This is a genomic window from Streptomyces sp. NPDC007917 (assembly GCF_042959105.1).
In the GTDB taxonomy this organism is placed as follows: Bacteria; Actinomycetota; Actinomycetes; order Streptomycetales; family Streptomycetaceae; genus Streptomyces.
This window is the reverse complement of record NZ_JBIBKK010000012.1, coordinates 16,674-38,439: the sequence shown is the minus strand read 5'-3', so window position 1 is coordinate 38,439 and position 21,766 is coordinate 16,674. Positions and strand designations below refer to the sequence as shown.

The 21,766-nt window shown below is 68.0% G+C and carries 22 protein-coding genes and 1 pseudogene; 13 read left to right on the top strand and 10 right to left on the bottom strand.

Annotated elements, in window-relative coordinates; translation table 11 throughout:
• Nucleotides 1–191: 191 nt before the first annotated feature.
• The 3 genes from ACFZDL_RS24420 to ACFZDL_RS24410 all read right to left on the bottom strand — a co-directional run bounded on the left by ACFZDL_RS24420 (nt 192) and on the right by ACFZDL_RS24410 (nt 2,294).
• Nucleotides 192–911 (bottom strand): GDSL-type esterase/lipase family protein, encoded by a 720-nt coding sequence (locus ACFZDL_RS24420; RefSeq protein WP_353592804.1) that lies wholly within the window; start codon nt 909–911, stop codon nt 192–194.
• Complete coding sequence (locus ACFZDL_RS24415) at nt 908–1,378, bottom strand: cupin domain-containing protein (protein ID WP_309064099.1); 471 nt, start codon at nt 1,376–1,378, stop codon at nt 908–910. The genes ACFZDL_RS24420 and ACFZDL_RS24415 overlap by 4 nt, the downstream gene beginning before the upstream one ends.
• Before the next feature lie 79 nt (nt 1,379–1,457).
• Complete coding sequence (locus ACFZDL_RS24410) at nt 1,458–2,294, bottom strand: helix-turn-helix domain-containing protein (RefSeq protein ID WP_353592805.1); 837 nt, start codon at nt 2,292–2,294, stop codon at nt 1,458–1,460.
• Nucleotides 2,295–2,498: 204 nt separating this feature from the next.
• On the opposite strand from ACFZDL_RS24410, the gene ACFZDL_RS24405 reads away from it, so the two are divergent.
• Nucleotides 2,499–3,170, top strand: a complete 672-nt coding sequence (locus ACFZDL_RS24405; protein WP_353592806.1) for a transposase — start codon at nt 2,499–2,501, stop codon at nt 3,168–3,170.
• Nucleotides 3,171–3,217: 47 nt separating this feature from the next.
• On the opposite strand, the gene ACFZDL_RS24400 is transcribed toward ACFZDL_RS24405, so the two are convergent.
• The 3 genes and pseudogenes from ACFZDL_RS24400 to ACFZDL_RS24390 all read right to left on the bottom strand — a co-directional run bounded on the left by ACFZDL_RS24400 (nt 3,218) and on the right by ACFZDL_RS24390 (nt 4,253).
• A complete protein-coding gene (locus ACFZDL_RS24400; protein WP_353592807.1) occupies nt 3,218–3,697 on the bottom strand; it encodes an integrase core domain-containing protein in 480 nt (159 codons plus the stop codon).
• A gap of 164 nt (nt 3,698–3,861) precedes the next feature.
• Nucleotides 3,862–3,981 (bottom strand): annotated as a pseudogene (locus ACFZDL_RS24395) (transposase); the annotation flags it as partial.
• Entirely contained in the window at nt 3,924–4,253 is a 330-nt protein-coding gene (locus ACFZDL_RS24390; protein WP_353592808.1) for an integrase, read from the bottom strand. The pseudogene ACFZDL_RS24395 and the gene ACFZDL_RS24390, both read right to left, overlap by 58 nt.
• A 471-nt stretch (nt 4,254–4,724) precedes the next feature.
• Here ACFZDL_RS24390 and ACFZDL_RS24385 point away from each other — a divergent pair, with 471 nt between their 5' ends.
• Nucleotides 4,725–6,323 (top strand): DHA2 family efflux MFS transporter permease subunit, encoded by a 1,599-nt coding sequence (locus ACFZDL_RS24385; protein ID WP_353592810.1) that lies wholly within the window; start codon nt 4,725–4,727, stop codon nt 6,321–6,323.
• 188 nt (nt 6,324–6,511) lie between these two features.
• On the top strand, nt 6,512–7,147 hold the full coding sequence (locus ACFZDL_RS24380) for a TetR family transcriptional regulator (RefSeq protein ID WP_353592811.1): 636 nt from the start codon (nt 6,512–6,514) through the stop codon (nt 7,145–7,147).
• A 78-nt stretch (nt 7,148–7,225) separates the two neighbouring features.
• On the opposite strand, the gene ACFZDL_RS24375 is transcribed toward ACFZDL_RS24380, so the two are convergent.
• The gene (locus tag ACFZDL_RS24375; RefSeq protein ID WP_353592812.1) at nt 7,226–7,423 is read right to left on the bottom strand and encodes a hypothetical protein; all 198 of its coding nucleotides are present in this window, start codon (nt 7,421–7,423) and stop codon (nt 7,226–7,228) included.
• A gap of 529 nt (nt 7,424–7,952) precedes the next feature.
• Here ACFZDL_RS24375 and ACFZDL_RS24370 point away from each other — a divergent pair.
• The 4 genes from ACFZDL_RS24370 (at nt 7,953) to ACFZDL_RS24355 (ending at nt 10,994) form a co-directional block, all read left to right on the top strand.
• Nucleotides 7,953–8,861, top strand: a complete 909-nt coding sequence (locus ACFZDL_RS24370; RefSeq protein ID WP_353592813.1) for an alpha/beta fold hydrolase — start codon at nt 7,953–7,955, stop codon at nt 8,859–8,861.
• 70 nt (nt 8,862–8,931) lie between these two features.
• The gene (locus tag ACFZDL_RS24365; RefSeq protein WP_353592814.1) at nt 8,932–9,813 is read left to right on the top strand and encodes an SDR family NAD(P)-dependent oxidoreductase; all 882 of its coding nucleotides are present in this window, start codon (nt 8,932–8,934) and stop codon (nt 9,811–9,813) included.
• A gap of 67 nt (nt 9,814–9,880) precedes the next feature.
• Complete coding sequence (locus tag ACFZDL_RS24360) at nt 9,881–10,495, top strand: TetR/AcrR family transcriptional regulator (RefSeq protein ID WP_353592815.1); 615 nt, start codon at nt 9,881–9,883, stop codon at nt 10,493–10,495.
• Between the two features lies 1 nt (nt 10,496).
• On the top strand, nt 10,497–10,994 hold the full coding sequence (locus tag ACFZDL_RS24355; protein ID WP_353592816.1) for an alpha-L-rhamnosidase C-terminal domain-containing protein: 498 nt from the start codon (nt 10,497–10,499) through the stop codon (nt 10,992–10,994).
• Nucleotides 10,995–12,649: 1,655 nt separating this feature from the next.
• On the opposite strand, the gene ACFZDL_RS24350 is transcribed toward ACFZDL_RS24355, so the two are convergent.
• On the bottom strand, nt 12,650–13,453 hold the full coding sequence (locus tag ACFZDL_RS24350; RefSeq protein WP_353592817.1) for an integrase core domain-containing protein: 804 nt from the start codon (nt 13,451–13,453) through the stop codon (nt 12,650–12,652).
• Nucleotides 13,454–13,565: 112 nt separating this feature from the next.
• On the opposite strand from ACFZDL_RS24350, the gene ACFZDL_RS24345 reads away from it, so the two are divergent.
• Complete coding sequence (locus ACFZDL_RS24345) at nt 13,566–14,678, top strand: integrase core domain-containing protein (protein WP_353592818.1); 1,113 nt, start codon at nt 13,566–13,568, stop codon at nt 14,676–14,678.
• 165 nt (nt 14,679–14,843) lie between these two features.
• Entirely contained in the window at nt 14,844–15,029 is a 186-nt protein-coding gene (locus ACFZDL_RS24340; RefSeq protein ID WP_353592819.1) for a hypothetical protein, read from the top strand.
• A 74-nt stretch (nt 15,030–15,103) separates the two neighbouring features.
• Here ACFZDL_RS24340 and ACFZDL_RS24335 read toward each other — a convergent pair whose 3' ends face one another.
• Nucleotides 15,104–15,610 carry a hypothetical protein gene (locus ACFZDL_RS24335; protein WP_353592820.1) on the bottom strand — a complete coding sequence of 169 codons (507 nt, stop codon included), beginning with the start codon at nt 15,608–15,610 and terminating at the stop codon, nt 15,104–15,106.
• Nucleotides 15,611–15,784: 174 nt separating this feature from the next.
• Entirely contained in the window at nt 15,785–16,120 is a 336-nt protein-coding gene (locus ACFZDL_RS24330; RefSeq protein WP_353592821.1) for a hypothetical protein, read from the bottom strand.
• A 129-nt stretch (nt 16,121–16,249) separates the two neighbouring features.
• Here ACFZDL_RS24330 and ACFZDL_RS24325 point away from each other — a divergent pair, with 129 nt between their 5' ends.
• The 4 genes from ACFZDL_RS24325 to ACFZDL_RS24310 all read left to right on the top strand — a co-directional run bounded on the left by ACFZDL_RS24325 (nt 16,250) and on the right by ACFZDL_RS24310 (nt 20,931).
• Nucleotides 16,250–17,008 carry an NUDIX hydrolase gene (locus ACFZDL_RS24325; RefSeq protein ID WP_353592822.1) on the top strand — a complete coding sequence of 253 codons (759 nt, stop codon included), beginning with the start codon at nt 16,250–16,252 and terminating at the stop codon, nt 17,006–17,008.
• 6 nt (nt 17,009–17,014) lie between these two features.
• Entirely contained in the window at nt 17,015–18,208 is a 1,194-nt protein-coding gene (locus tag ACFZDL_RS24320; protein WP_353592823.1) for a 5'-methylthioadenosine/S-adenosylhomocysteine nucleosidase, read from the top strand.
• Nucleotides 18,205–20,250: a hypothetical protein gene (locus ACFZDL_RS24315; RefSeq protein WP_353592824.1), complete on the top strand. Its 2,046-nt coding sequence runs from the start codon at nt 18,205–18,207 to the stop codon at nt 20,248–20,250. Before ACFZDL_RS24320 ends, ACFZDL_RS24315 begins: the two co-directional genes overlap by 4 nt.
• 150 nt (nt 20,251–20,400) lie before the next feature.
• A complete protein-coding gene (locus tag ACFZDL_RS24310; protein WP_352142243.1) occupies nt 20,401–20,931 on the top strand; it encodes a hypothetical protein in 531 nt (176 codons plus the stop codon).
• Nucleotides 20,932–21,766: the final 835 nt, after the last annotated feature.

Below are 21,766 nucleotides of genomic sequence, written 5' to 3'. Positions count from 1 at the left end.
TCATCGACGGAGCCACCGGCTCGCCGAATGGGGTCGCGGTCGACGACAGCAGCCGCCACGGGACCGTGAGCCAGGTGCCCTCGCGGTGGTCACGCAGCCAGACGAGCCGGATGGCGTAGGCGTTGACCGCCTGGATCGGATGCCACCTCGGCGCGGTAGATGGCATCCGACTGGCCGGGCGCCGGAACCAGCTACGCGCTCTGGGTCAGCAGACCGGCGTCGATGACCTCAGCGATAAGGGCGGCGCCGCGGCTGTTCTGGTGGATGTGGTCGGTCGTGAGCACGAGACCTCGCCGCCGCGAGATCGTGTCGAGGCTGCGGCGCAGCACTGCGTGCTGGACGAGGACGCCGAGGCCCGCTGCGGGCGTCACCTCCCGGTATGAAATCGGCGGCGGGTCCGCTTGGCGTAGTTCCTCGATCTGGCGTTCGTGGAGCGGAAGGTAGGCCACTTCGTTGGTGGCGGCGACCTCGGCGATCATCCGGCTGTACGCCTGCGGTGCCTGTGCCGCTGCTCCGTCGAGTTGTTGGCCGAGTACCGTTAGCGACAGCAGACCGATCGTCGCGTCGGTCTCCGCTCGCAGCCGTGCGACGACGGCTCCCAGGCACTGTTGGAACCGGCCGGCCGACGGGCGATCGGGGAGCTGTTTGCGCTTCATGGCCTGCTCGACGGGGTAGCCGGCGAGGCTCGCTCGGGCGTCGTTGGTCCCGATCAACACGGTGATCACATCGGGTGGGTTCGTGACGACGGCATCGAGGCGCTGCAAGAGGTTGTAGGCGAAGTCGCCGTTGGCGCCGAAACGGGCAAGCTGCACGTCACCGGGAGGGTGGCGTCGTCCGAGAAGATCCAGGTAGTCGACGCTGACCTGCGCGCGGGTGAGGCTGTCGCCGAGGCACGCGATGCGTGTCGTCACGGCGCTTCCTCCGGGCTGGGCGTGCCGACGCGTTCGGTCGGGCGGGTGTCGGTCCGAGGACGGTGGTCGGTGCCGAGGGTCGCAGTGATGGCCAGGATGGACGTCGGCCCCTCCATGTCGACCACGTGCCATACCCCGGCCGGGTTGATGGTGGCCTCGCCCGGCCCGAGCAGAACGCGGTCGGGCACCCCGTCCACGTCGCGGGTGACCGTCACGGACCCGCTGAGGCAAACGACCAGTTCGTCGCCTGCAGGGTGGCTCTCCCAATGGTCGCCGAGCCCGTCGCCGTCGAAGATCATCACCATCCGGCCCTCGGCGCCGTCTGCCGCGACCGCGGCGCTGTAGGCCTGGAGCACCTCCGGGTCCCAGGTGAAGCCCTTGACGGGTTTCGCTCTCGATCCCAGTCCGAGGTGCACGGGGGTGGTCCGCAGGTCCATGGCATTGCGTTCGTGGTTGACGAGTCTCATGCCGACGATCGTCCACGACAGCGATCGGGCGGTCTTGAAGAAAAGGGAAGAGCCGACGCGACGGGCAGACGGTTGGCGGCTACCCGGCTCCGAGGAGGACTTCGCTGCGACGCCAGGCCGTCGGCGATCGGCCCGTGAACTGGCGCCAGTCCCGAACGAGATGGGCCTGGTCGGCGTAGCCAGAGACGGCTGCCACATCGCCCCACGGGAGCGGGTCCTGCGCCGCCGCCAGTTCGTGCGCGTGCTCGAAGCGCAAGACTCGGGCGAAGGTCTTCGGCGACAGGCCCACCTCACCGCGAAACCGGTCGGTGAGGTACCGACGGCTCCAGCCGAGTTCCGCGGCGACCGCACCAACCTGGACGCAACCCCGCGCGGCGACGAGGCGGCGCCACGCCTCGGCTACCTCGGGGCGCACCCAGCGCACATGGTCGCCGCAGGCGCCACGGCCGACAGCTCGGAGGAGCAATTCGTCCAGCGCGGTGAACCGCGCCGCCCACGTTGTCGCCGATCGGAGCCGGTCGACCACCTCGACGGCAAGCGCTCCGAGAAGCTCGTCAAGTGGGACCAGTCGGTGGACGAGCTCGGCGGCGGGCATGCCGTAGATGGCCCGGGCCCCGAGCGGTGTCAGCGATACCTGAACACCTTGCTGGCGTCCGTCGTGGTGAATCGCGACGGACCGGCACATCAGACCGCCGGCCACGCTGCCGAATCGGGTGACCGGTGACCCGTCGTCAACGCCCGCCGCCATCTCCAAAGGATCTGACAGGCTGATCACCGCAGTGAGCGCGCGGCTCGGCGGGCCGCAGTGCACCCCCGTCGGGAGCCCGCGGAGGTCGAAGCCGACATACGAGTCGACGTACTGCCGCAAGACGGGCGCCGGACGTGCACCGATCCCAGTGGCCGTGTGGTCCTCCATTTTCGTCAGTGTACGAGCCGCCCAGCCCAGGAAGATCACCATCCAAGGACTGATTACCGCCGTTTGCGGCTGGTGACGATCCTGCTGGCTTATTCCGTGCCCGGCGGGGCTGGCGGCTCGTTGGTTGGGACAGCAGCGGCCGTCTTGGCGTTCCGGTCGCGGGTGGGGTGTGGAATGTCGATGCGGCCGAGGCCGTGGCCGAAGGTGCCCGAACTGACCGCGCAGGTGGCGCGGGCGGTGGCGGCACGGGGCCCGTACCCGTTGGCGATGCGGGTCCGTGACGAACTGGGCGAGTTGTTCGCGGACGCCGAGTTCGCCGAGGCGTTCGGAACCCGAGGGAGGCCGGGCTGGTCACCTGGCCAGCTGGCGCTGGTGACGGCAGTGCAGTTCACCGAGAACCTCACCGACCGGGCGGCAGCGCATCGGGTGCGGTACGGCATGGACTTGAAATACGCCCTCGGCCTGGAGCTGGATGATCCCGGGTTCGACGCCTCGGTGCTGTCCGAGTTCCGCACGCGCCTGGTCGAGCACGGGATGGAGGAGAAGGTGCTCGACCTGCTGCTGACCGCGCTCAAGGACCGGGGCCTGGTGAATGCCGGAGGCAAGCAGCGCACCGACTTCACCCGCGTGTTGGCGGCGGTACGCGACCTGAACAGGCTGGAGCTGGCGGGGAGACACTGCGGGCCACGCTGGAGGCGCTGGCCTGCGCGGCCCCGGACTGGCTGGCCCAGGCGGTGCCCGTTCGGGAATGGGCAGAACGCTACGGTCCGCAGACTCACTCCTGGCATCCGCCGGCTTCCACGAGCAAGCGCGAGGAGATGGCTCTGGTCTACGGCCGGGACGGGTTCGCGCTGCTGGAGGCGGGTGCATGCGTAGCGCTTCAAAAAGGCTTCACCGATTGTGAGCTGGGATTTTTCCTATGGTCAGCTGGCTCGGTGGTACTCGTTGATGAGGCTGGCGACGGCTTGTCGGCGTTTGATCCTGGCTGCTGGCAGGGGGATGACGTTCGGATTGTCGCTGGGCGCGAGCTGGTCACGGCCTTGGTGAGGCCGGTGGGTGTTGAAGTGGTGTGCGTAGTCGTGGAGGATCTTCTCGGCGTGACCACGGCCGAAGAGCAGGACACGGTCGGTGCACTCTTCCCGTACTGATCGGATGAAGCGTTCTGCGTGTGGGTTGCAGTTGGGGCTGCGTGGAGGGATCTTAGCCACGGTGATGTCCTCGCTGGCGAACACGGTGTCGAAGGTGGCGGTGAACTTCGCGTCCCGGTCGCGGATGATGTGGGTGAATTCTGCGGCCCCATCGCCGAGTTGCCACAGAAACTGCCGGGCCTGCTGAGTGGCCCATGCGGCGGTTGGGTGGGCGGTGACTCCGAGGATATGGACGGTGCGGGTGCGCACCTCCATGATGAATAGCGCGTAGAGGCGCTGCAGGTTGATGGTGTCGACATGGAAGAGATCGGTGGCGAGCAGGCCGCTGGCCTGGGCTTTGAGGAACGCGGGGCGGGACCGAGACCGGCGGCTCGCAGCACACGCCGGACGGTGGCGGGGCTGACCTTGTGCCCGAGGCGGCGCAGTTCGCCGTGCACGCGTCGGAAGCCCCATCGGGGATTCTCGGCGCCGAGCCGGATGATCAGGTCGCGGTTTCCTCCGGCAGGGGCGGCCGTCCGGTAGACGGCGACTGCGTCCATTTCTGCTTCACCAGACGCTGGTGCCAGGCCAGCAGGGTGCGCGGTGAGACGATCCGGCGTTCGCGTAGGACTTGGGGGACCAGTCGGGTCAGGACGGCGAGCACTGCACGGTCCGGCCAGTCGGGCTTGGGTGCGGTGATCTGTCGACGCAGGACCGCGAGCTCGTGCCGCAGGATCAGTATCTCCGCGTTCTTGGCCGCAGAGGATCGAGACATCAGGAACAGCCACGCGAAGATCCGTGTGGCAATCAGGTAGGTAAGTCGCACCAGCATGAGGACTGATCATGCTGGAATCTGGTGGTCGGGTTCGTTACCTCAGGTCAGGTCCGGTGAAGCCATTTTGGAGCGCTACGGGATTTCGCATGCGTAGGATCTTGTTCGGACGGCACACCTCAGAACCGCGTTTCCGCAGGTAGGAGTGCTGTGCCGAGAGCTTCGCGGCGGACGTCTGCGCCGTCCACGCTTCACGAGGGCCCGCATCGATGACCGGACCGCCGTAGTCCTGTGCGTCGGCGCCATCGATGAGGCAGACGCACGGGAGCTGGGTATGCCGCTGCGCACCTGCCGCTGCCGGGCCGCGGAGCTGCTCGCCGACCTCGCTGTGCAGCCGCCGAGCCTCCCACCCTGACGGCATCACGTGCCATATGTCACTCCGAATTAATGTGGCACTCGACTGTCACATGGCACTTAATGCCATAACCTGAACTCATCCGATCGAACCGTGAGTTCAGGAGACCCCTCACCGTGAGCAAGCCCACCCTTGCCGAGGCTTCCGTCCAGAAGCCGGCCCCAGCCGCCGCGGGCATTCGCCGACTGCGCGGCCATCCGTGGCTGTCGCTGCTGGCCGTCGCGCTCGGCGTGATGCTCGTCGCGCTGGACGGGACGATCGTCGCCATCGCCAGCCCGGCCATCCAGAAGGACCTGGACGCCTCACTGTCCGACATCCAGTGGGTGACCAACGCCTACCTGCTGGCCCTCGCGGTCAGCCTGATCACCGTCGGCAAGCTCGGCGACCGCTTCGGCCACACGAGGATCTTCCTGATCGGCGCGGTCGGCTTTGTCGCCTCCTCCGTCGGCATCGGCCTGACCAGTGACATCAAGGTCATGATCGGCCTGCGCGTGGTGCAGGGCTTGTTCGGCGCGATGCTCCAGCCGACCGCGCTCGGCATCGTCCGCTCCACGTTCCCGCCCGAGAAGCTGAACTCCGCGATCGGCATCTGGGGCGCGGTGGTCGCCGCGTCCACCGCGGCCGGCCCGATCGTCGGCGGTCTGCTGGTCGAGCACGTCAACTGGGAGTCCTGCTTCTACATCAACGTGCCCGTCGGCATCGTCGCCCTCGTCATGGGTCTGCTGTTCCTGAAGGACACCGAGCGCGACCAGGACTCCAAGTCCTTCGACGTCCCCGGGATCGTGCTGCTGTCCGGCACCCTGTTCCTGCTGGTGTGGGCCCTGATCAAGGCCCCCGACTACGGGTGGGGCGACACGAAGACCCTTGGCTTCTTTGGCGCCACCCTGGTCGTGGGCCTTCTGTTCGTGCTGCGTGAGAGCCGGACGAAGGAGCCGCTTCTGCCGCTGCGCCTGTTCCGCTCCCTGCCCCTGTCGGCGGGCACCGTACTGATACTGATGCTGGCCTTCTGCCTCTTCGGCGCCATGTTCTACATGACCTTCTACCTGCAGAACGTGCACGGCATGAGCGCCGTCGACGCCGGCGTGCGGATGCTCCCCCTGACGGGCCTGATGGTTGTCGGCTCACCGCTGGCCGGTGTGCTCATCAACCGGTTCGGTCCACGGCCGCCGATCGTCGTCGGCATGCTCGTGACGGCCGGAGCCCTGTTCGGTCTCGGCGGTCTCGACACCGGTTCGGGCGCCAACGACACCCTGGTGTGGTTCGGCATGCTGGGCCTCGGCCTGGCCCCGATCATGGTCGGCGCCACCGAGGTCATCGTCGGCCACGCCGAGGTCGAGCTGGCCGGTGTGGCCGGCGGTCTGCAGTCCACCGCCATGCAGGTCGGCGGAACCCTCGGCACCGCGGTTCTGGGCGCGGTGATGACCGCCAAGGTCGACGACGTCTTCACCGAACGCTGGTCGGACGCCCACCTGCCCCCGCTCCGCGGCGAGCAGCTCGCCCAGGCCAAGGAGGCGGTCTCCGTCGGCGTCGCCCCGGTCGCCCCCAAGACCCCGGCGCCCGTTGCCGAGGTCATCACGAACATCACGCACCACGCCTTCATGGACGGCATGAGTCTCGCGTTCGTCGTCGCCGGCGTCGTCGCCATCGTGGGCGCCGCGATCGGTCTGCTGACCAGGCAGGGCCGCAAGGTCGAAGGCACGGCAGTGCACATCTGACGTCCTGCCAGGCGGGTCTAGCGGCCCGCCCCTAGACGCGGGGAGCGTACCGCCCGGTCTGAGCGGCGCCGGGCGGGTCTTCTTCTGGCGCTCCCCGCTTGGCCGGGGCCCTCGTGGGGACGGCGGGCCCCGGCCTCTCCTTGTGACCTGTGGCAGACTTCCTGCGGAAAGAGCGGAGGCAGGACGATATGACGACTGCGGCGAAGCCCGGTCTGCGGGAGCGCAAGAAGATGCGCACCCGGTATGCGATCATCTCGACCGCCGTGACTCTCTTCGTGGAATGCGGTTACGACGAGACCACCGTCGCCGAGATCGCCGAAGCCGCCGAGGTTGCTCCCCGCACCTTCTTCCGCTACTTCGCCACCAAGGACGAGGTCGCCCTGGCCCTGATCACCGAGGTCGACGAGGCTATCTTTCCCGCCCTGGAGGCACGCCCGGCCGAGGAGCCGCCGGTCACCGCGTTGGCCAACGCGGCCCGTACCGTCGTGGAGCAGCTGATGCAGGCCGACGACAGCACTGGGGAGCTGTGGACGCGCATCGTGTGGCTGCTGGAGAATTCCCCGCCGCTGCTGGCCGCCCACTACCAGCGTGCCCTATCGATCGAGGACCGTCTCGCGCGCAAGCTCGCCGAGCGCGAGGGTGTCGACCCGGACACCGACCTGCGCCCCTTCCTCGTCGTCGGTGCCGTCGGCACGGCCCTGCGCGCGGCCCATCACCACTGGGCGGCTCTTCCTCAGGGCACGGCGGAGGATCTGGCTCGGCTGCGCGAGCACGCCCTGCAGATGTTGAACGAGCCCCTCGACCGCCACTGGGCAGAGGGCTGAGCCCGGAGTCGAGGCGCCAGGCGATGCCGCCGGGGCGACGGGAGCCTGCTGTGGTGCGATGCGACGAGTTCCTTGACGTCAGTGCGGAAAGCCGGTCGAAGACGTCCTGGGCGGCTTCCGCGCAACGGAGGCCGTAAGCGGGGCGGAACTCCACACCTTGGCGTCCATCTCGTCGAGTTCCGGGTACCGCACACGCAGTGCGTCCGCGAGATGGTCCTCCCGGACGACCGTGTGGAGGTTGACGGTCGCCATGAGGGTCTCGGACTGCTCGATCACCGGAGCCGGGGCGGGGAAGAGGCCCCCCGTATACGCGACACCGGGTCACGACGGCCTCGGTGAGCATCGGCGGCACCTCGGCCTCAGGTTGCCCACGGTCTCGATCAGCTCCATGAGACGGGCGTTCGTCTGCTCCCAGATGTCGAGGATCACGGTTTCCTTCGACGGGAAGCCGCGCCCAAAGAACCGCTGAAGGCGCAGGGGGGCAACAACATCTGACCGCACGACACCTCCCGGACCGAGAAGGTTGGGCCCGCGGGGAACTACTTGAGGGCTCAACCGGCGATGCACCTGCCATGAGGGGCGCGGCCCGCGTGCAGTACTCCGCGCCCTCGATCGGTGATCGCCCCACAGGCCGGCACATCCTCCTCGAAGGGCAGAGCGTGGCTCCAGAGCCCAGTGGAGACGTGACGGGTTCGTTGCCGTCGATTTGCTTTACAGCCCCGCAATGTTGGATTAACTTCTAATGTTGGAAGTGGTTCCAAGTTTTCGCGATCCCAACAAGGCGAGCGGTTGTTACGGAGGTCCGATGACCGACCGATTGAATGTGACGTTTCCTTCGGGGCCGGACGAGTGTCACGCCTGGCTGTACCTGCCCGAGGGCGGGGGGCGGCGTCCCGTGGTGGTCATGGCACACGGTCTCGGTGGGGTCCGCGAGATGCGGCTGGACGCCTACGCCGAGCGTTTCGCCGCCGCCGGCTACGCGTGTCTGGTGTTCGACTACCGGCACTTCGGGGCCAGTGGCGGCCAGCCGCGACAGCTCCTGAGCATCAGACGACAGCTCCAGGACTGGCGGGCCGCCGTGGCGTACGCGCGCTCCCGGCCGGAGACCGATCCCCGGCACGTGATCCTGTGGGGCACGTCCTTCAGCGGCGGCCATGTCCTCACGACCGCCGCGCAGGACCCGGATATCGCCGCGGTCATCGCTCAGGGGCTGTTCACCGACGGCGTGGCCTCCGCTCTCGCGATGCGTCCGATCAGCTCGGTGAAGGTCATGGCTCGCGCCATGCGCGATGTGGTCGGCATGTGTCTGGGCCGTGCACCCGTCCTGGTCGCAACCGCCGGACACCCCGGCTCGGCGGCACTGATGACCGCACCGGACGCCGAGCCGGGGTACCTCGCCCTGGTGCCCGGCGATGCCCCGTTCGAGAACCGGGTGGCAGCGCGTTTCGCCCTCGACATCGTCCGGTACCGGCCCGGTCGCAGGACCCGGAGGATCGTCTGCCCGGTGCTGTTCTGCGTGTGCGAGACGGACAGCGTGGCCCCGTCGGGGCCCACGCTCAGGTACGCCCGCAGGGCACCCCGCGGCGAGATCCGCCGCTATCCGGACGGTCACTTCGACATCTACCGCGGTGAGCCCTTCGAGCGTGTCCTCCACGACCAGCTGGCTTTCCTGGCCGCCCACGTCCCTGTCGCGCAGGAAACATCCCCTCGATGACCCGGGAACCGGCTCCAGACGTCATGTGGACCAGACCTCCGCATCCACCGCTGAACAGAGGCAGGCTGCTATGACCCGCTACGACCTGACCGGGCGCACCGTCGCCCTCACCGGCTCCACCGGCGGCCTCGGCATCGCCCTGGCCAACGCCCTGCGCGAGCGGGGTGCCAACCTCGCGCTGTTCGACCTCGACGCCGAGGCGGCCCAGGCCCAGGCGGAGGAACTGGGTGGCGACACAGTCGCGCGGGGGTGGGGCGTGGACGTCCGCGACCTGGCCGGACTGCAGACGGCCATGGACGAAGCCACCGCGCACTTCGGGCGCCTTGATGTCGCCGTCGCCGGCGCGGGCATCGACACCGTGGCCCCCCTGGCGACGATTGACCCTGCCGCCTACGAGCGCGTGATCGACATCAACCTCAACGGCGTCTGGCGCACCTTCCGCGCGGCTCTGCCCCACGTCGAGGCCCAACGGGGCTATCTCCTCGCGATCTCCTCCATGGCCGCCTTCGTGCACTCGCCGCTCCAGATCTCCTACACCGCGAGCAAGGCGGGCGTGTGGGCGATGTGCGACAGCCTTCGCCTGGAGGTTCGTCACCTGGGTGTCGGTGTGGGCAGCGCCCACCCCACGTTCTTCCGCACTCCGATGATGGACGACGTGACCGCGGACCCGGCCGGGCACGCCCTCTGGGGCGGCAACTCCAAGGGGTTGTGGAAGATGGTGTCGCTGGAGAAGGTCATCGCCGGTATCGTCAGCGGCATCGAGCGCCGTGCGGACCGCGTCGTTGTCCCCAGGTCCCTCACCCTGACCGCGAACGCTCCCGGTCTGTTCCGGCCGATGCTCGAGCGTGTCGGTTTCCGCCCTCAGACGGTCCGGCGCGCCCTCGGCCTCGCCTCGGCGTCGGGCTGGCACGACCCGGCGGTGCATGAGCGCCACCAGGCCGGTGCCCGCTGAAGTTGGGGCTGGAGGAAGCGGCCCAGGGGGTCCGGCCGTTCGGGCACCTCGTAAAGTAGCGGAGACCATGGCAATCAAGGTCACACGCACGACACGTCGGGCCGCCGCAACCCGTGCGGCCATCGTCGACGCCGCCGAGGAACTGCTGGCCGCCGGAGGCCCCGACGCGGTCACCTTGGAAGGCATCGCCGAACGCGCGGATGTCGCCGTGCAGACGGTGTACAACCGGGTAGGCGGCCGCGCGGCCGTTCTCATCGCGGTTGCCGAGCGGGCACTCGAGGACAACCGGACCTACATGGACGACGCCTACGCTGCCCCGGGCACCCCCGTGGAACGCATCAGGGCCGCCTCGGCCGCGTACGTCCGCTTCGCCGCCGAGCGCCCGCACCAGTTCCGCCTGCTGGCCGAGCCGCCGGACGAACCCGCGGCCCTGGAACGGGTCGCCGCGCTCGTCGACGAGCAGAACGCCAAACTCGCCGCCGCCCTGGCCGACGGGGTGGCCGACGGCTCGCTCGCCGCCGACCTCGACCCCGTCACCACCGCCACCGCGCTGTGGGCTGCCATGAACGGCGTTCTCGGCCTCTCCTGGCGCGCGGACCGACTCCGCGCCGACGCCTCCCATTTGACGGAACTCGTCACAGCTGTGGAAAGGGTGGTTCTCCGCGGACTGCTCGCCCGCTGAAGTGCGTCCGGGGCCGCGTCACCGTACGGCGGCCGGCCTGGCTCCCGCCACGCTCGGATATCGCCGCCTGCGGATCGTTCCCCCTCCGGGTGGCGGTGTCACCCAGGCCGGAGCACGTCTGTGCACGCCGTACGGCACCGCCGAGGTGTCCTGGGCGCTCTCCGGGCGTGAACTCACCGTGGAGGCCGTCGTCCCTCCGAACACCACGGCCGACGTCGTCCTGCCGGACGGCAGGGCGTCATCGAGGTGGGCTCCGGAGCCGCGGCGAGACCACCGTACGGGTGCTCGCCGGAGTGATGCGCGACGGCGAGAAGTTCCTGACCGACCTGGAAGGGCGGGCTTTGGTCGCTTCCTGCGGCGGCCTTCTCCGCGATCTCGGCGAGGGCGCGTACGCGGTCGGGCAGCGGCAGGCAGGCGGTGCGGAAGCGGGCGATCAACGGGAAGCGTCGTGTTGTCGGGCCGGTTGGGTTCATGGGTGTCCCGGGGCGGCGTTGGTTGAGATGGCGTGAACGAGCGAGACGGCACCGATCGGGGGTGGTCGACAGGCAACCGCCGCTGGTCGGGGAGAAGCGCCGTCCTCCGCTGCCGCGTGGTGTCCCATGTCTCGTTGAAGTAGCCGCCCTCGGTCAGACGTGCGGTGAGGAGCGTACGACCGCCCGGTCCCAGGGCGATCGCGTCCGTGGAGGTGGTGGACGCCGTCGCCAGGTCTACCGTGGCCTTCGCGTGTCCGGCGGCCACGTCCCACACCGTCAGACGCTGAGGCGCCGTGTCCCAGGGGGCGGAGACTCCGTACGCGAACGTGCCGCCGTCGGGGCTGAAGGACAGCAAGGGCTCGGTGATGTCCCCGGGGACCCTCGGGGCGCCGGTGCGGAAGGAAGGACGTGACGGGGTCGGCAGGGTTCGCAGCAGACGGCCGTCACGCGTGTTCCGCAGATGGAAGACGTAGCGGTCACCGATACGTTCGGCGGTGGCGAGCGTCCTGCCGTCGGGGCTGAGCCTGACCCCTGCGAGCGGACTCGTGCGCCAGGCGCGGGTGAGCGTCGTGGTGAGGTCGAGGGTGTGGACCGTGCCTCCCTCGAGGTACCGCAGCAGGGGCCGCGAGGGGTCCCAGGCGAGACCCGAGAGCGACTCGTTGTCCAAGGGGTGTCGGAAAACGGGGGCGCCGCCCTTGGACAGACGCCACACTCTGATCTCCTGGCCGCCGCCGGTCGCCAGAAAGGAGCCGTCCGCGCTCACGACGGCCGAAAGGGCACCCGGGTGGGCGACGTCGGCGAGCTTTCGTCCCGAAGCGGTGTCCCACACTCGCACCCGGCCCCCGGCAAGAGCCAGGAGTCGGCCGCCGGTGAGGTCGAGGAGGAGGGTTCCGTCATCACAGACGCCGCGAGCGTTCGTCCAGGCACCGGAGCGGACGCTGCGCGTGGACGTGTCCCAGACCTGCGGGGCCCGGCCGCGCGGGCAGACGACCAGCAGCCGGACGTCGGCCGCCGCGGCGGCGCGCTCCCCGCTGCCGGCCGACGGGGTCCGGAAGACCAGATGGCCGTCGGTGGCGGAGTAGAGCCCAACCCGGTCGTCGAACAGGCTCGTCACCAGGTAATTGCGCCCACTCGCCCCGAAGCTCACGGTGTACGTGTCCGGCAGGGGACCCCCGATCCAGCGCCTCGTTCGGGTGTCCCACAGCCGCTGGGTCCTGTCAGCGGTCTGGATGACGAGTACCCGGCCGCCCGGGCCCACGGCGAGCACCGACCCGTGCGGTAGCGGCCCCGAGGCGATACGGCGGTGGTTTCCCACATCCCACGTCCGCCAGGCGGTGCTGTCGCCGATGCTGAGCAGCGTGCGCCCGGAGACGTCGAGGACCCGCGTCGGTTCGTCACCGGGCGCCGGGTCGGTGAAGTTGTCCAGTTCGGGCTGGGCCAGCGCACCCAGCACGGCCCGGCGGGACTCCGGCAGTGCGGACGTGCGCCATGCGGCGACGCCGAGCAGCATCGCGGTGCGCGGGTCGGTGGTCCGCGGTAGTGGTAGACGGTCGTGATGCCGAACTGCCATCGCGCCAAGGTCTCCGGCGCCAAAGCCAGATCCACTGCGTCTTCTCCTTACATTGCCGTGGTCGCAGCAGAGGATTGCCCCGTTGATCCCTGAAGGGTGTCAATATTCCGATCAGGCTGCTGAACTGGGCTTTCCCTGTGGACGGTGAGGCAGCCGGGGTGACGTGGTGCGGTACTCGTTGAGTAGTCCGCCAAGTACCTGGCGGCGCCTGACCGCGGCAGCGGGCAGGGGGATGACGTTCGGGTCGTCGTCGGGTGCTCGTAGGCCCAGGCTGCGGTGGGCCCGTCCCGCGTTGTAGTGCTCGGCGTACTGGTTGAGGACCGTGCGCAGGTGTCGTTCACCGGTGATCAGGAGGCGGTCGGTGCACTCGGTGCGGGCTGTGCGTATCCATCGTTCAGCGAACGCGTTTGACCGGGGGCTTTGCGGCGGAGTCGGGACGACGGCTGTGCCGTTGCCGGCGAAGACGGCGTCGAACGCGGCGGTGAACTTGCTGTCCCGGTCACGGATAAGGAACCGGAAGCAATCAGCCCTGTTCTCGAGGTCCATGAGCAGATTGCGGGCGAGTTGACTGACCCATGCGCCGGTCGGGTGGGCGGTGACACCCAGCACGTGAACGCGCCGGGTCTTGATCTCCATGACGAAGAAGACGTAGAGGCGTTTGAGGAAAACGGTGTCCACGTGCATGAAATCGCAGGCCAGAAGCGCGTGGGCCTGGGCGCAGAGGAAGGTACGCCAGGCCTGCTGGGAGGCGCGCTGCGGTGCGGGCGGTAGACCAGAGCGGCGCAGGACGCGCCGGACCGTAGCGGCGGCAACCCGATGACCGAGCCGTCGCAGCTCACCCTGGGTCCTGACGTACCCCCAGGTCGGGTTCTCTCTCGCCAGGCGCTGGATGAGCGCGACCGTCTCTTCGGACAACGGCGGACGACCGGGTCTGACCGGTGCTTGGCGCCTGAAGGGTGTCTTTATTGCCGTAGGGTGGTTGACCTGGGGCTTTGTGGTTGCCCACGTATGGGCATGATCAGTGATTGTGGGTCTGCGACTGCTCTACCTGATCTTCTGCCGCCTACTGGGCTGCCTCCTCCTGCTGGGCCGGTCGGCTGCCGCGAACAACGCCGAGATCCTCGCTCTCCGCCATGAGGTCGCCGTGCTGCGCCGGCAGGTAGAGCGGCCGCGGCTGTCGTGGGCTGATCGTGCTGTGCTCTCCGCTCTCGCACGGCACCTTCCGCCCGCCTTGCGCCGCCATCGGCTGGTCACCCCGGGGACGCTGCTGGCCTGGCACCGCCGTCTGGTGCGTTGGAAGTGGCGGCAGGCACCGGCCAGGCCCGGCCGGCCACCGTTGCCGGAAGAGATTGCGGCGCTCATCCAGCGCCTGGCGCGAGAGAACCCGACCTGGGGGTACGTCAGGATCCAGGGCGAGCTGCGACGGCTTGGCCATCGTGTCGCCGCCGCCACGGTCCGGCGCGTCCTGCGCCGCTCCGGCCTGCCACCCGCACCGCAGCGCGCATCCCAGCAGACCTGGCGCTCCTTCCTCCGCTCCCAGGCACACACGCTGCTGGCTTGCGATTTCATGCACGTAGAGACCGTCTTCCTGAGACGTCTGTATGTCTTCTTCGTCATGGAGATCGCGACCCGGCGCGTTCATGTCCTGGGTGTCACCGCCCATCCGACCGGTGCATGGGTTGCCCAACTCGCCCGCAATCTGCTCATGGACCTCGAAGAGAGGGCTGGGTGCTTTCGGTTCCTCATCCGTGACCGGGACAGCAAGTTCACCGCCGCGTTCGATGCCGTCTTCGCTGGCAATGGCACAGCCGTCATCCCGACACCGCCGCAAAGCCCCCGCTCCAACGCGTTCGCCGAACGATGGATACGCACAGCCCGCGCCGAATGCACCGACCGACTCCTCATCACCGGCGAACGACACCTGCGTACGGTCCTCGACCAGTACGCCGAGCACTACAACACCGGACGAGCCCACCGCAGCCTGGGCCTACGTGCCCCCGACGACGACCCGCACATCATCCCCCTACCTGCTGGCACAGTCAGGCGCCGCCAGGTCCTTGGTGGACAGCTCAACGAGTACCACACCACGCCACCCCGACCGCCTCACCATCCACAGGAAACGCCCAGCTCAGCAGCCTGATCGGAATATTGACACCTTTCAGGCGTATCTGTACTCGTTGATCACGCCGCCGAGTATTCGGGTGCGCAGAACCCGGTGAGCGGACGGGTCGACCATGGACGTCGGGTGCTCCTGGAGGAGGGGAGGGAGCTGTCCGCGAGCCCGGTAGGGGCGATGAGGGTTGTAATGCCGGGCGTAAGCATCGAGGACCTGCCGAGCGTGCGTCTCGTTCCAGATCAAGAGGTGGTCGAGGGCACCGCCGCGACCTTGAGCAGCTTCCGAGTCACCTGGTATACGAGCGAAACGATCACCCGGACAGGGTTCCAGCAGACGGTGATGGCGCGCCAGACCACCCGCGAGCAGGAGGGATGAGTTTCCGAACGGCACAGGGTTCGGTGCAGACCTCCGACCAGGGCGGATGACATTCTCGGTAAGCGCACCTTTGATCAGGCGCGGAGACTCTTCCGCCGCACCCGCAGGGAATAGGACGTGCCTTCCGGGCCGCTGCTACTGCCCCAGCCGACGCTGGTCGCTACGCTCCAGCCTTGTTGCTCCCGCATCTGCTTGGCGAAGGTGTCCAAGTTTCGGATCTCGCACCCGCACTTCATGGTGAGGCGGATGGTGATGTACGGGCTGCGAGGGTTGGTGTTGTAGGCCACCTCCTCGGTCCACTCCACATCGTGGACGTGCTCGCTGAGCCCGGTGCGAACCTGGTCGTGCTTGATCCCATGTGCCTTGGCGTACTCGTCGAGGTCGTCGATTAGGAAGAGGTCGCTCGACCACTGGCCAGGCCATACGGCGAACAGCCGGGACTTGCCCGCAACGGCCCGTTTGTATCCGGCCCGTGAGTCCCCGTGAGTGACTCTGCCGTCCTCATGGACTTCGATATAGCAGGTCGTCCCCGCCGCATAGGGAAAGTCTCTTCCTGCAGCGGCTGCGCTTCTCGGCTCCACTTGCCCCCCTGGTCAATGATCGCCCCCTGCGGCGGGTGCGCCCACTGGCAACCACGACTCCCGGGCTGCGCACGCGCCGACGTAAGGCACAACATTAGCCTCAGGCTCGCTCAATATCTGGACTTCACCGCACGAGGTGGTGGACCGGCCGCTGTTCGGGCTGGTGTCCGCTGATCAGCGGCGCTGAAGTCTGCCTGCGGGCCAGCTGATCCAGATGCCCTCGGACGAGAGCTGGCGTGTGAGGCGCTGGCCAGCGTCACCGATCGGGGTCGACCAGTAGACATCGGCAACGTGGCATCCGAAGTCGTCCACGAGTGCCTGCACGAGCGCGGCGTCGACTCCCCGATGGCGGTAGACGTCCGCCACCCAGATCAGGATGACGCGCGGGCGCAGGGTGTCGCCTTGGTCGCCGGGCGAGGACTCCTCGATCAGATCCCAGCGGCGGTGCCGGTTGGCGTCGTGGGCGGTCAGGTAGCCGATGACGCACCCGTTCGCCTTCAGTAGATACACCCGCACGTTACCGGGGGTTACACCACTCGCCCGGTTCTTGCCCGTCCGAGTCGTGGAGGTGATCTGCCACAGAGGGTAGATCGAGGAAATATATTGTCAATGTGACAGTAATTCGCTACGGTCGGCACCATGCGTGATGATTCCTGGGCGCCGCCGTCCGTTCTGCTCACAGTTGACCTTGTGATCCTGACGTTGCGTAAGGGGCGGCTGTGTGTCCTGCTCGTTGAGCGGGGCAAGGAACCGTTCGCGGGCATGCAGGCGCTGCCCGGCGGTTTCCTCAACCACGCCGGTGAGGCGATCCCGGAGGCCGCTCGCCGCGAGTTGGGCGAGGAGACCGCTGTTGATGCCCGGCAGTTTCATCTGGAGCAGTTGGCCACCTATGGGGATCCAGGGCGTGATCCGCGTGGGCGGGTCGTCTCGGTTGCGCATCTGGCGATCGCACCGCGCCTTCCTGAGCCGGTCGCGGGAACGGATGCCGCGAATGCCTCATGGGTTCCGGCGGACACGGTCCTTTCCGGGCAGGTGAAGCTTGCTTTCGATCACGATCGGATAGTGGCGGACGGAATTGAACGCGCCCGTACGAAACTCGAGTTCTCCTCACTGGCCACGGCGTTCTGTGGAGACCTTTTCACCATCGCCGAGTTGCGGCAGGTGTACGAGGCGGTGTGGGGCGTCACGCTCGACACCCGGAATTTCTACCGGAAGATCCAGGCCGTGGACGGGTTCATCGTTCCGGCCGGGATGGGACGTAGGACCACGGTGGGGCGCCCCGCACGCCTGTTCCGCGCGGGACCGACCACGGTGCTCTCGCCTCCGCTGGTCCGGCCTGTGCCGGCACCGGCGGAACAGCAGGTGGAAGAACAAACAGAGGAACACGGAAAGGAGTGAGAACACATGCCAAATGACCTGGTGGTGATTCTTACCGCCCTCAATCTCGAATACGAGGCCGTGCACCGGAAACTGGCCGAACCGCAGGTGACCGTGCACAAGAGCGGCACGCGGTTTGAGGTCGGGACCGTGCCGGGCACGTCGTGCCGGGTGGCACTCGGCCTGACGAGCAAGGGGAACCATTCGGCCGCAGTGCTGGCGGAGCGCGCGATCGAGCACTTCTCTCCGGCAGCCGTGCTGTTCGTCGGCGTCGCCGGGCGCATGCGGAGCTCGATCGCGCTGGGCGACGTGGTGATGGCCACCTATGTGTACGCCTACCACGGCGCGACCAGCGAGGACGACGGGCTCAAGGCGCGGCCCCGGGTGTGGGAGGCGCCGCACCCCATCATCCAGCTCGGCCAGCATCTGGCCCGGATGACGGACCGGGCCGGCCATGCACCGGAGAACGGGGGAGTGCCGCGGGTGCACTTCGGCCCGATAGCCGCCGGTGAGGTCCTGCAGAACTCGCGGAACTCCGCCGAGGCCGCATGGCTCCGGCAGCACTACAACGACGCGTTCGCGATCGACATGGAAGCCGCCGGCGTGGCACAGGCCGGCCATCTCAGCGGCCTGCCGGTCGGCGTCATCCGTGGCATCAGTGACCGGGCGGACGGCACGAAGAACGGCGCGGAGGACCGCGAGCGGCAACCGCGCGCCGCGGCGAACGCGGCGGCTTTCGCGGTACGGCTGGCTGCGGAACTGATCAAGGAAGCAGAGCTGGCAGAGAAAGCAGAAGAAGAGGAGCAGATCGTCATGGCCCAGAAAGACAGAACTGGCAGGGGCGGCGGAAGTGTCGTCAACACGGCCTTCTCCAGCACGGTGGGAATCATGGCCGGAGAGGTCACCGGCAGCACCGTCCACGTCAGCGGGGCAACTCCGAAGGCGTCCACCCCAATGGAACTGGTCGCGATGCTGGACCGCTTTCGTGAGGACCTCACACGGCACCACGCCGACGGGACCCTCGACGCGGACATTCACCAGGAGGCACAGGCGGAACTGAGCATCGCGAGGCGTGTAGCGGAGAAGTGCGCCGCGAACGCCCCGGCGCCTCCGAAGAAGGCAGCTCTGGCGCTCAGGAAGTTACGCGGCCTGCTCGCCGACTACCCGGAACTGGCCGCCGGTCTTGCGGCCCTGATCGCGGCGGCGGGTGACCCGGTATGACAGAGGGCTTTCCCTCCACGCACAACGAGGCGCATGGCTCCTTCGTCGCCGTCCAGGCCTCGGCCGTACACGACTCCACCATCAACATCGTCCCGCCGGACGCTTCGCCCCAGGAGAAGTACGAGGTCGGGGTCCGTTGTCTGGAAGAAGGCTTACCCGGCCGGGCGCGGGAGCTGATCTGGGACGCGATCACCCACAACCACGACGGCCCGCAGATCCGCTTCTACTGGGCGCTCGCCATGCTCAGCAAACGCGCCCACCATGACCTCAGTGCCGAGGAGCGCCGTCAGCTGGACCGGACGCGGGACGTCATGCAGGGCTACGCCGAGGACAAGGACTGGAAACCCGGTCTGCAGGTCGTCTTCGATCTGCTGGCACTGCCCGGCAAAGCTGACAGTGAGACCGCCGCTGTGCTGAAGCGGCTGGGGGATCTGGCACCGCCCCAGCGTGACCTGATCGTCCACCACCTCGACCTCGTGCTCACCAGCCGGACAAAAGCCAGCCTGTGGGCCGAGGTCTGCGAGCTCGCCAAGGCCGGGCAGTTCCGTGGCGACCGTTCCCGGCGGGTCCGGTACTACTTCGAGCCCGATCCGATCGGGGCACGGACCCGGCCTCCCGAGGAGAGCACCGCCTTCCGTTACCGTCCTCGCCTGGCGGCCTGGACCGGTCTGTTCGTCGTCGCCGGGGGATTCCTGGGGATCTCGGCAGTGATCGCGGAGCCGGTGACCGCGATCGTCGAGCTGCTGATCGCGCTCGGCACCGGATTCCTCGCCGCCCGGTTCGGCCAGCGATGGTGGCACAACAAGCACCGGCTGCAGGCCAAGGAGCAGGAGCTGGGCCAAGCGTCGAACCAGGAGCCGGTACCCGATCCGGCCCGCTCCTCGGCCGCCCCCTCCCCCGCATCCGCGGGCGGCGGAGTCCCCGCGGCGGACGGGTTCACCAGCCGTGTCCGCAAGTCCTTCGAGCACTACTTCGGCAAGTACCTGCCGCACGGGTGCGACCGGCTCGAGTGGCTCGCCCACACCGCCGGCATCCGCGCTGTTCTGGCCGCCGAGGTCGCGTTCCTCTACCGGGAGAGCAGAATCAGCGTCGACCGGGTCAACTGGCTGATCCGCTACCTGGCCCGGGACGCCAAGGATCGCCATAACAACGGCACGTTGTTCGCCCACCGGCAGCAGTACCGGACTCCGGTGACGACGAAACTGGCCTGCGTGCTCGCCCTCGCCGTCCTGGGCGTCACATCCCTGGCCGTCACCGTCACCGCCGCGACAGGTTCGGCGAGTGCGTTCCACGGCTTCCTGACCGTCGCTGTGTTCTTCGGCGGCATCGGGAGCGGGCGCCGGGCAGCGGCGGTGTGGCTGGACATACGCAGCGAGGAACAGCGGTTTGCCGAGGAGACGCAGGAGTACCACCGGCGGATGTACGCGCGTGAGGAGGAGTTCCAGCGCTGGAAGGAGCACCTGGACGCCATCCGGCCCTCCGACGCCGAGATGGAGGCGTGGCTCAGCCACGACAAGGTCCTGTTCACCGCCGATGTGCTCCGTCACCACCAGCTCACCTGGCACGACATCATCGCCCACACGATCCTGACGACACCGGCACGCCCCTACAGACGAGCACGGCGCCGAGGCGGCCCCTGGCGCTACTCCCGATACACCCTGCGGCTGTTCCTGGCTACACGGAACGGTATCCGCGAGATCAGCACCGAAGTCGACTTCGCCCGCGCCACTCGCCCGGGCGAACAACGTACCAACTACCGCTTCAACGCGTTCTCCTCCGTGCAGGTCACCGAGGACGATCGCATCGGCTACGAGATGGTGCTGCTCCTCTCCAACGGCCCGGCCAGAACCATCCGGATCAAGGACGCCGACAGCCACCAGCTCGAACCGTACGAGAACGCCCGGGACCTCTCGCAGATCAACCTCGACGCGGCCGGCTTCGCCCATACGTTCCGTCTCCTGGAGGGCATCGCCGCCGACGGGAAGGCATGGATCGAGCGGAACAACGCCGACAGTCCACCGCCCGCGGACAGCACCGACTGAGTCCTCCCGAACCGGATGCGGAGGCCGACCGGCCAGGGAGCTGCCGAGAGCACTGCAGCTCCCTGAATGTCCAGGCACTATGGGCCGAGTACGGGTACCACCGAGCCACCCCCTGTCAAGGTGTCGCGAAAACGAGGGTGACAGCCAGCCATGACGGACAGAGAACGGAGCACCAGCGCCCTACTCCTTGCCGAGTACGCACAGATCAAGGACGAGCAGCGTGCACGTATCAGCTTTCGGGACAACCTGCTGTACGTGACGCTCGCGGCCGTGACCGCCGTCGCGGCTGTCGCCGCGCAGACGGACTACCCGCAGCTGATCCTGGCCCTTCCGGTGGTGTGTCTTGTGCTCGGATGGACGCACCTGGTCAACGACGAAAAGATCTCAGCCATCGGACGCTACGTCCGCACCGAGCTCGCGTCCCGGCTCGCAGAGGCCACAAACGTGGAGGAACCGCTGTTCGGCTGGGAGACCTACCATCGCAGCGACGACAGACGCATCTCGCGCAAGATCACACAGACAGTCGTCGATCTGGTGGCCTTCCTCGTCACTCCCTTTGCCGCACTCATCACCTTCTGGTGCCACAGCGTGGACAGCGCCCTTCTGGTCGCGGTCTCAATCCTGGAAGCCGCCGGACTCGTCGTCCTGGGTGTGCTGTTTCTGCAATATGCCGAGAGGTGAGATGCTGCCCGACGCTACGGACTGAGTGATGTGTCCGGTCTGCTCGGTGGGGCGGGCGAGGTCGCCTTCGGTGTCCCATTGCCACACCTCGCGGGAGCCGTCCGGGCCTTCGCGCCAGGCGGGTTTGCCCTCGATCACGCGTAGCAAGGGCGACTGCCATCACCCAAGGCTCATCGAGGAATCTGACCGGCGGCGCCCCCTTTCGGGTGCGTGCGGCAGCGCCAGGCTTCGTCGCGCTGTTCGTGCTTCATGGGGCCGCCAGCGGGCGGGCTCGAAGGAGCGGTGTCGGACGTGGTGAGCTGGGCAGCTGCTCGGCAACAGGTGCAGTAGCCCGCGCCAGGCGCATCGGACTCGGGCCTCACCGCGAACGTGGTCTGAGGGGCCGGTAGTAGGTGGCTCCGGAGAAGGCCGGCCAGGGGGCCGCCGACCTGATCGCAATCGCTCGTCCACCCCGTGTCTGCGATGTTCCTCAGCCGGCTGCTCACGGCAAACAGTTCCGAACCGCGCGAAGCCCTACTCCGTGGCTGTGGCCTCGGCTGCCCGGGTCCCAGAGCTTTCCAGCCAGGCCACATCCCTATGCAGCCACGTCGGCTCGGCGGGGACGTGGTCTTTTTCGGCCGGGCTCGGGTTGGTGTGCTCGCCGGTCAGAGCAATTATTGCCAGGCGTTGGATGTCTCGACGATGGGGGAGCGGTTTCACCGCTCTCGGTGCAGCACTGCCTCGTTCCTCTGTCCGGACGGAGCTGCCTCGGTCACTGTGCGCAGCTTGTACCGCGGCGGAAACTCGGGCGGGGTTTGGCGCCGGGTTCCCGGTTCGACCAGTTGTTCACGCTGGT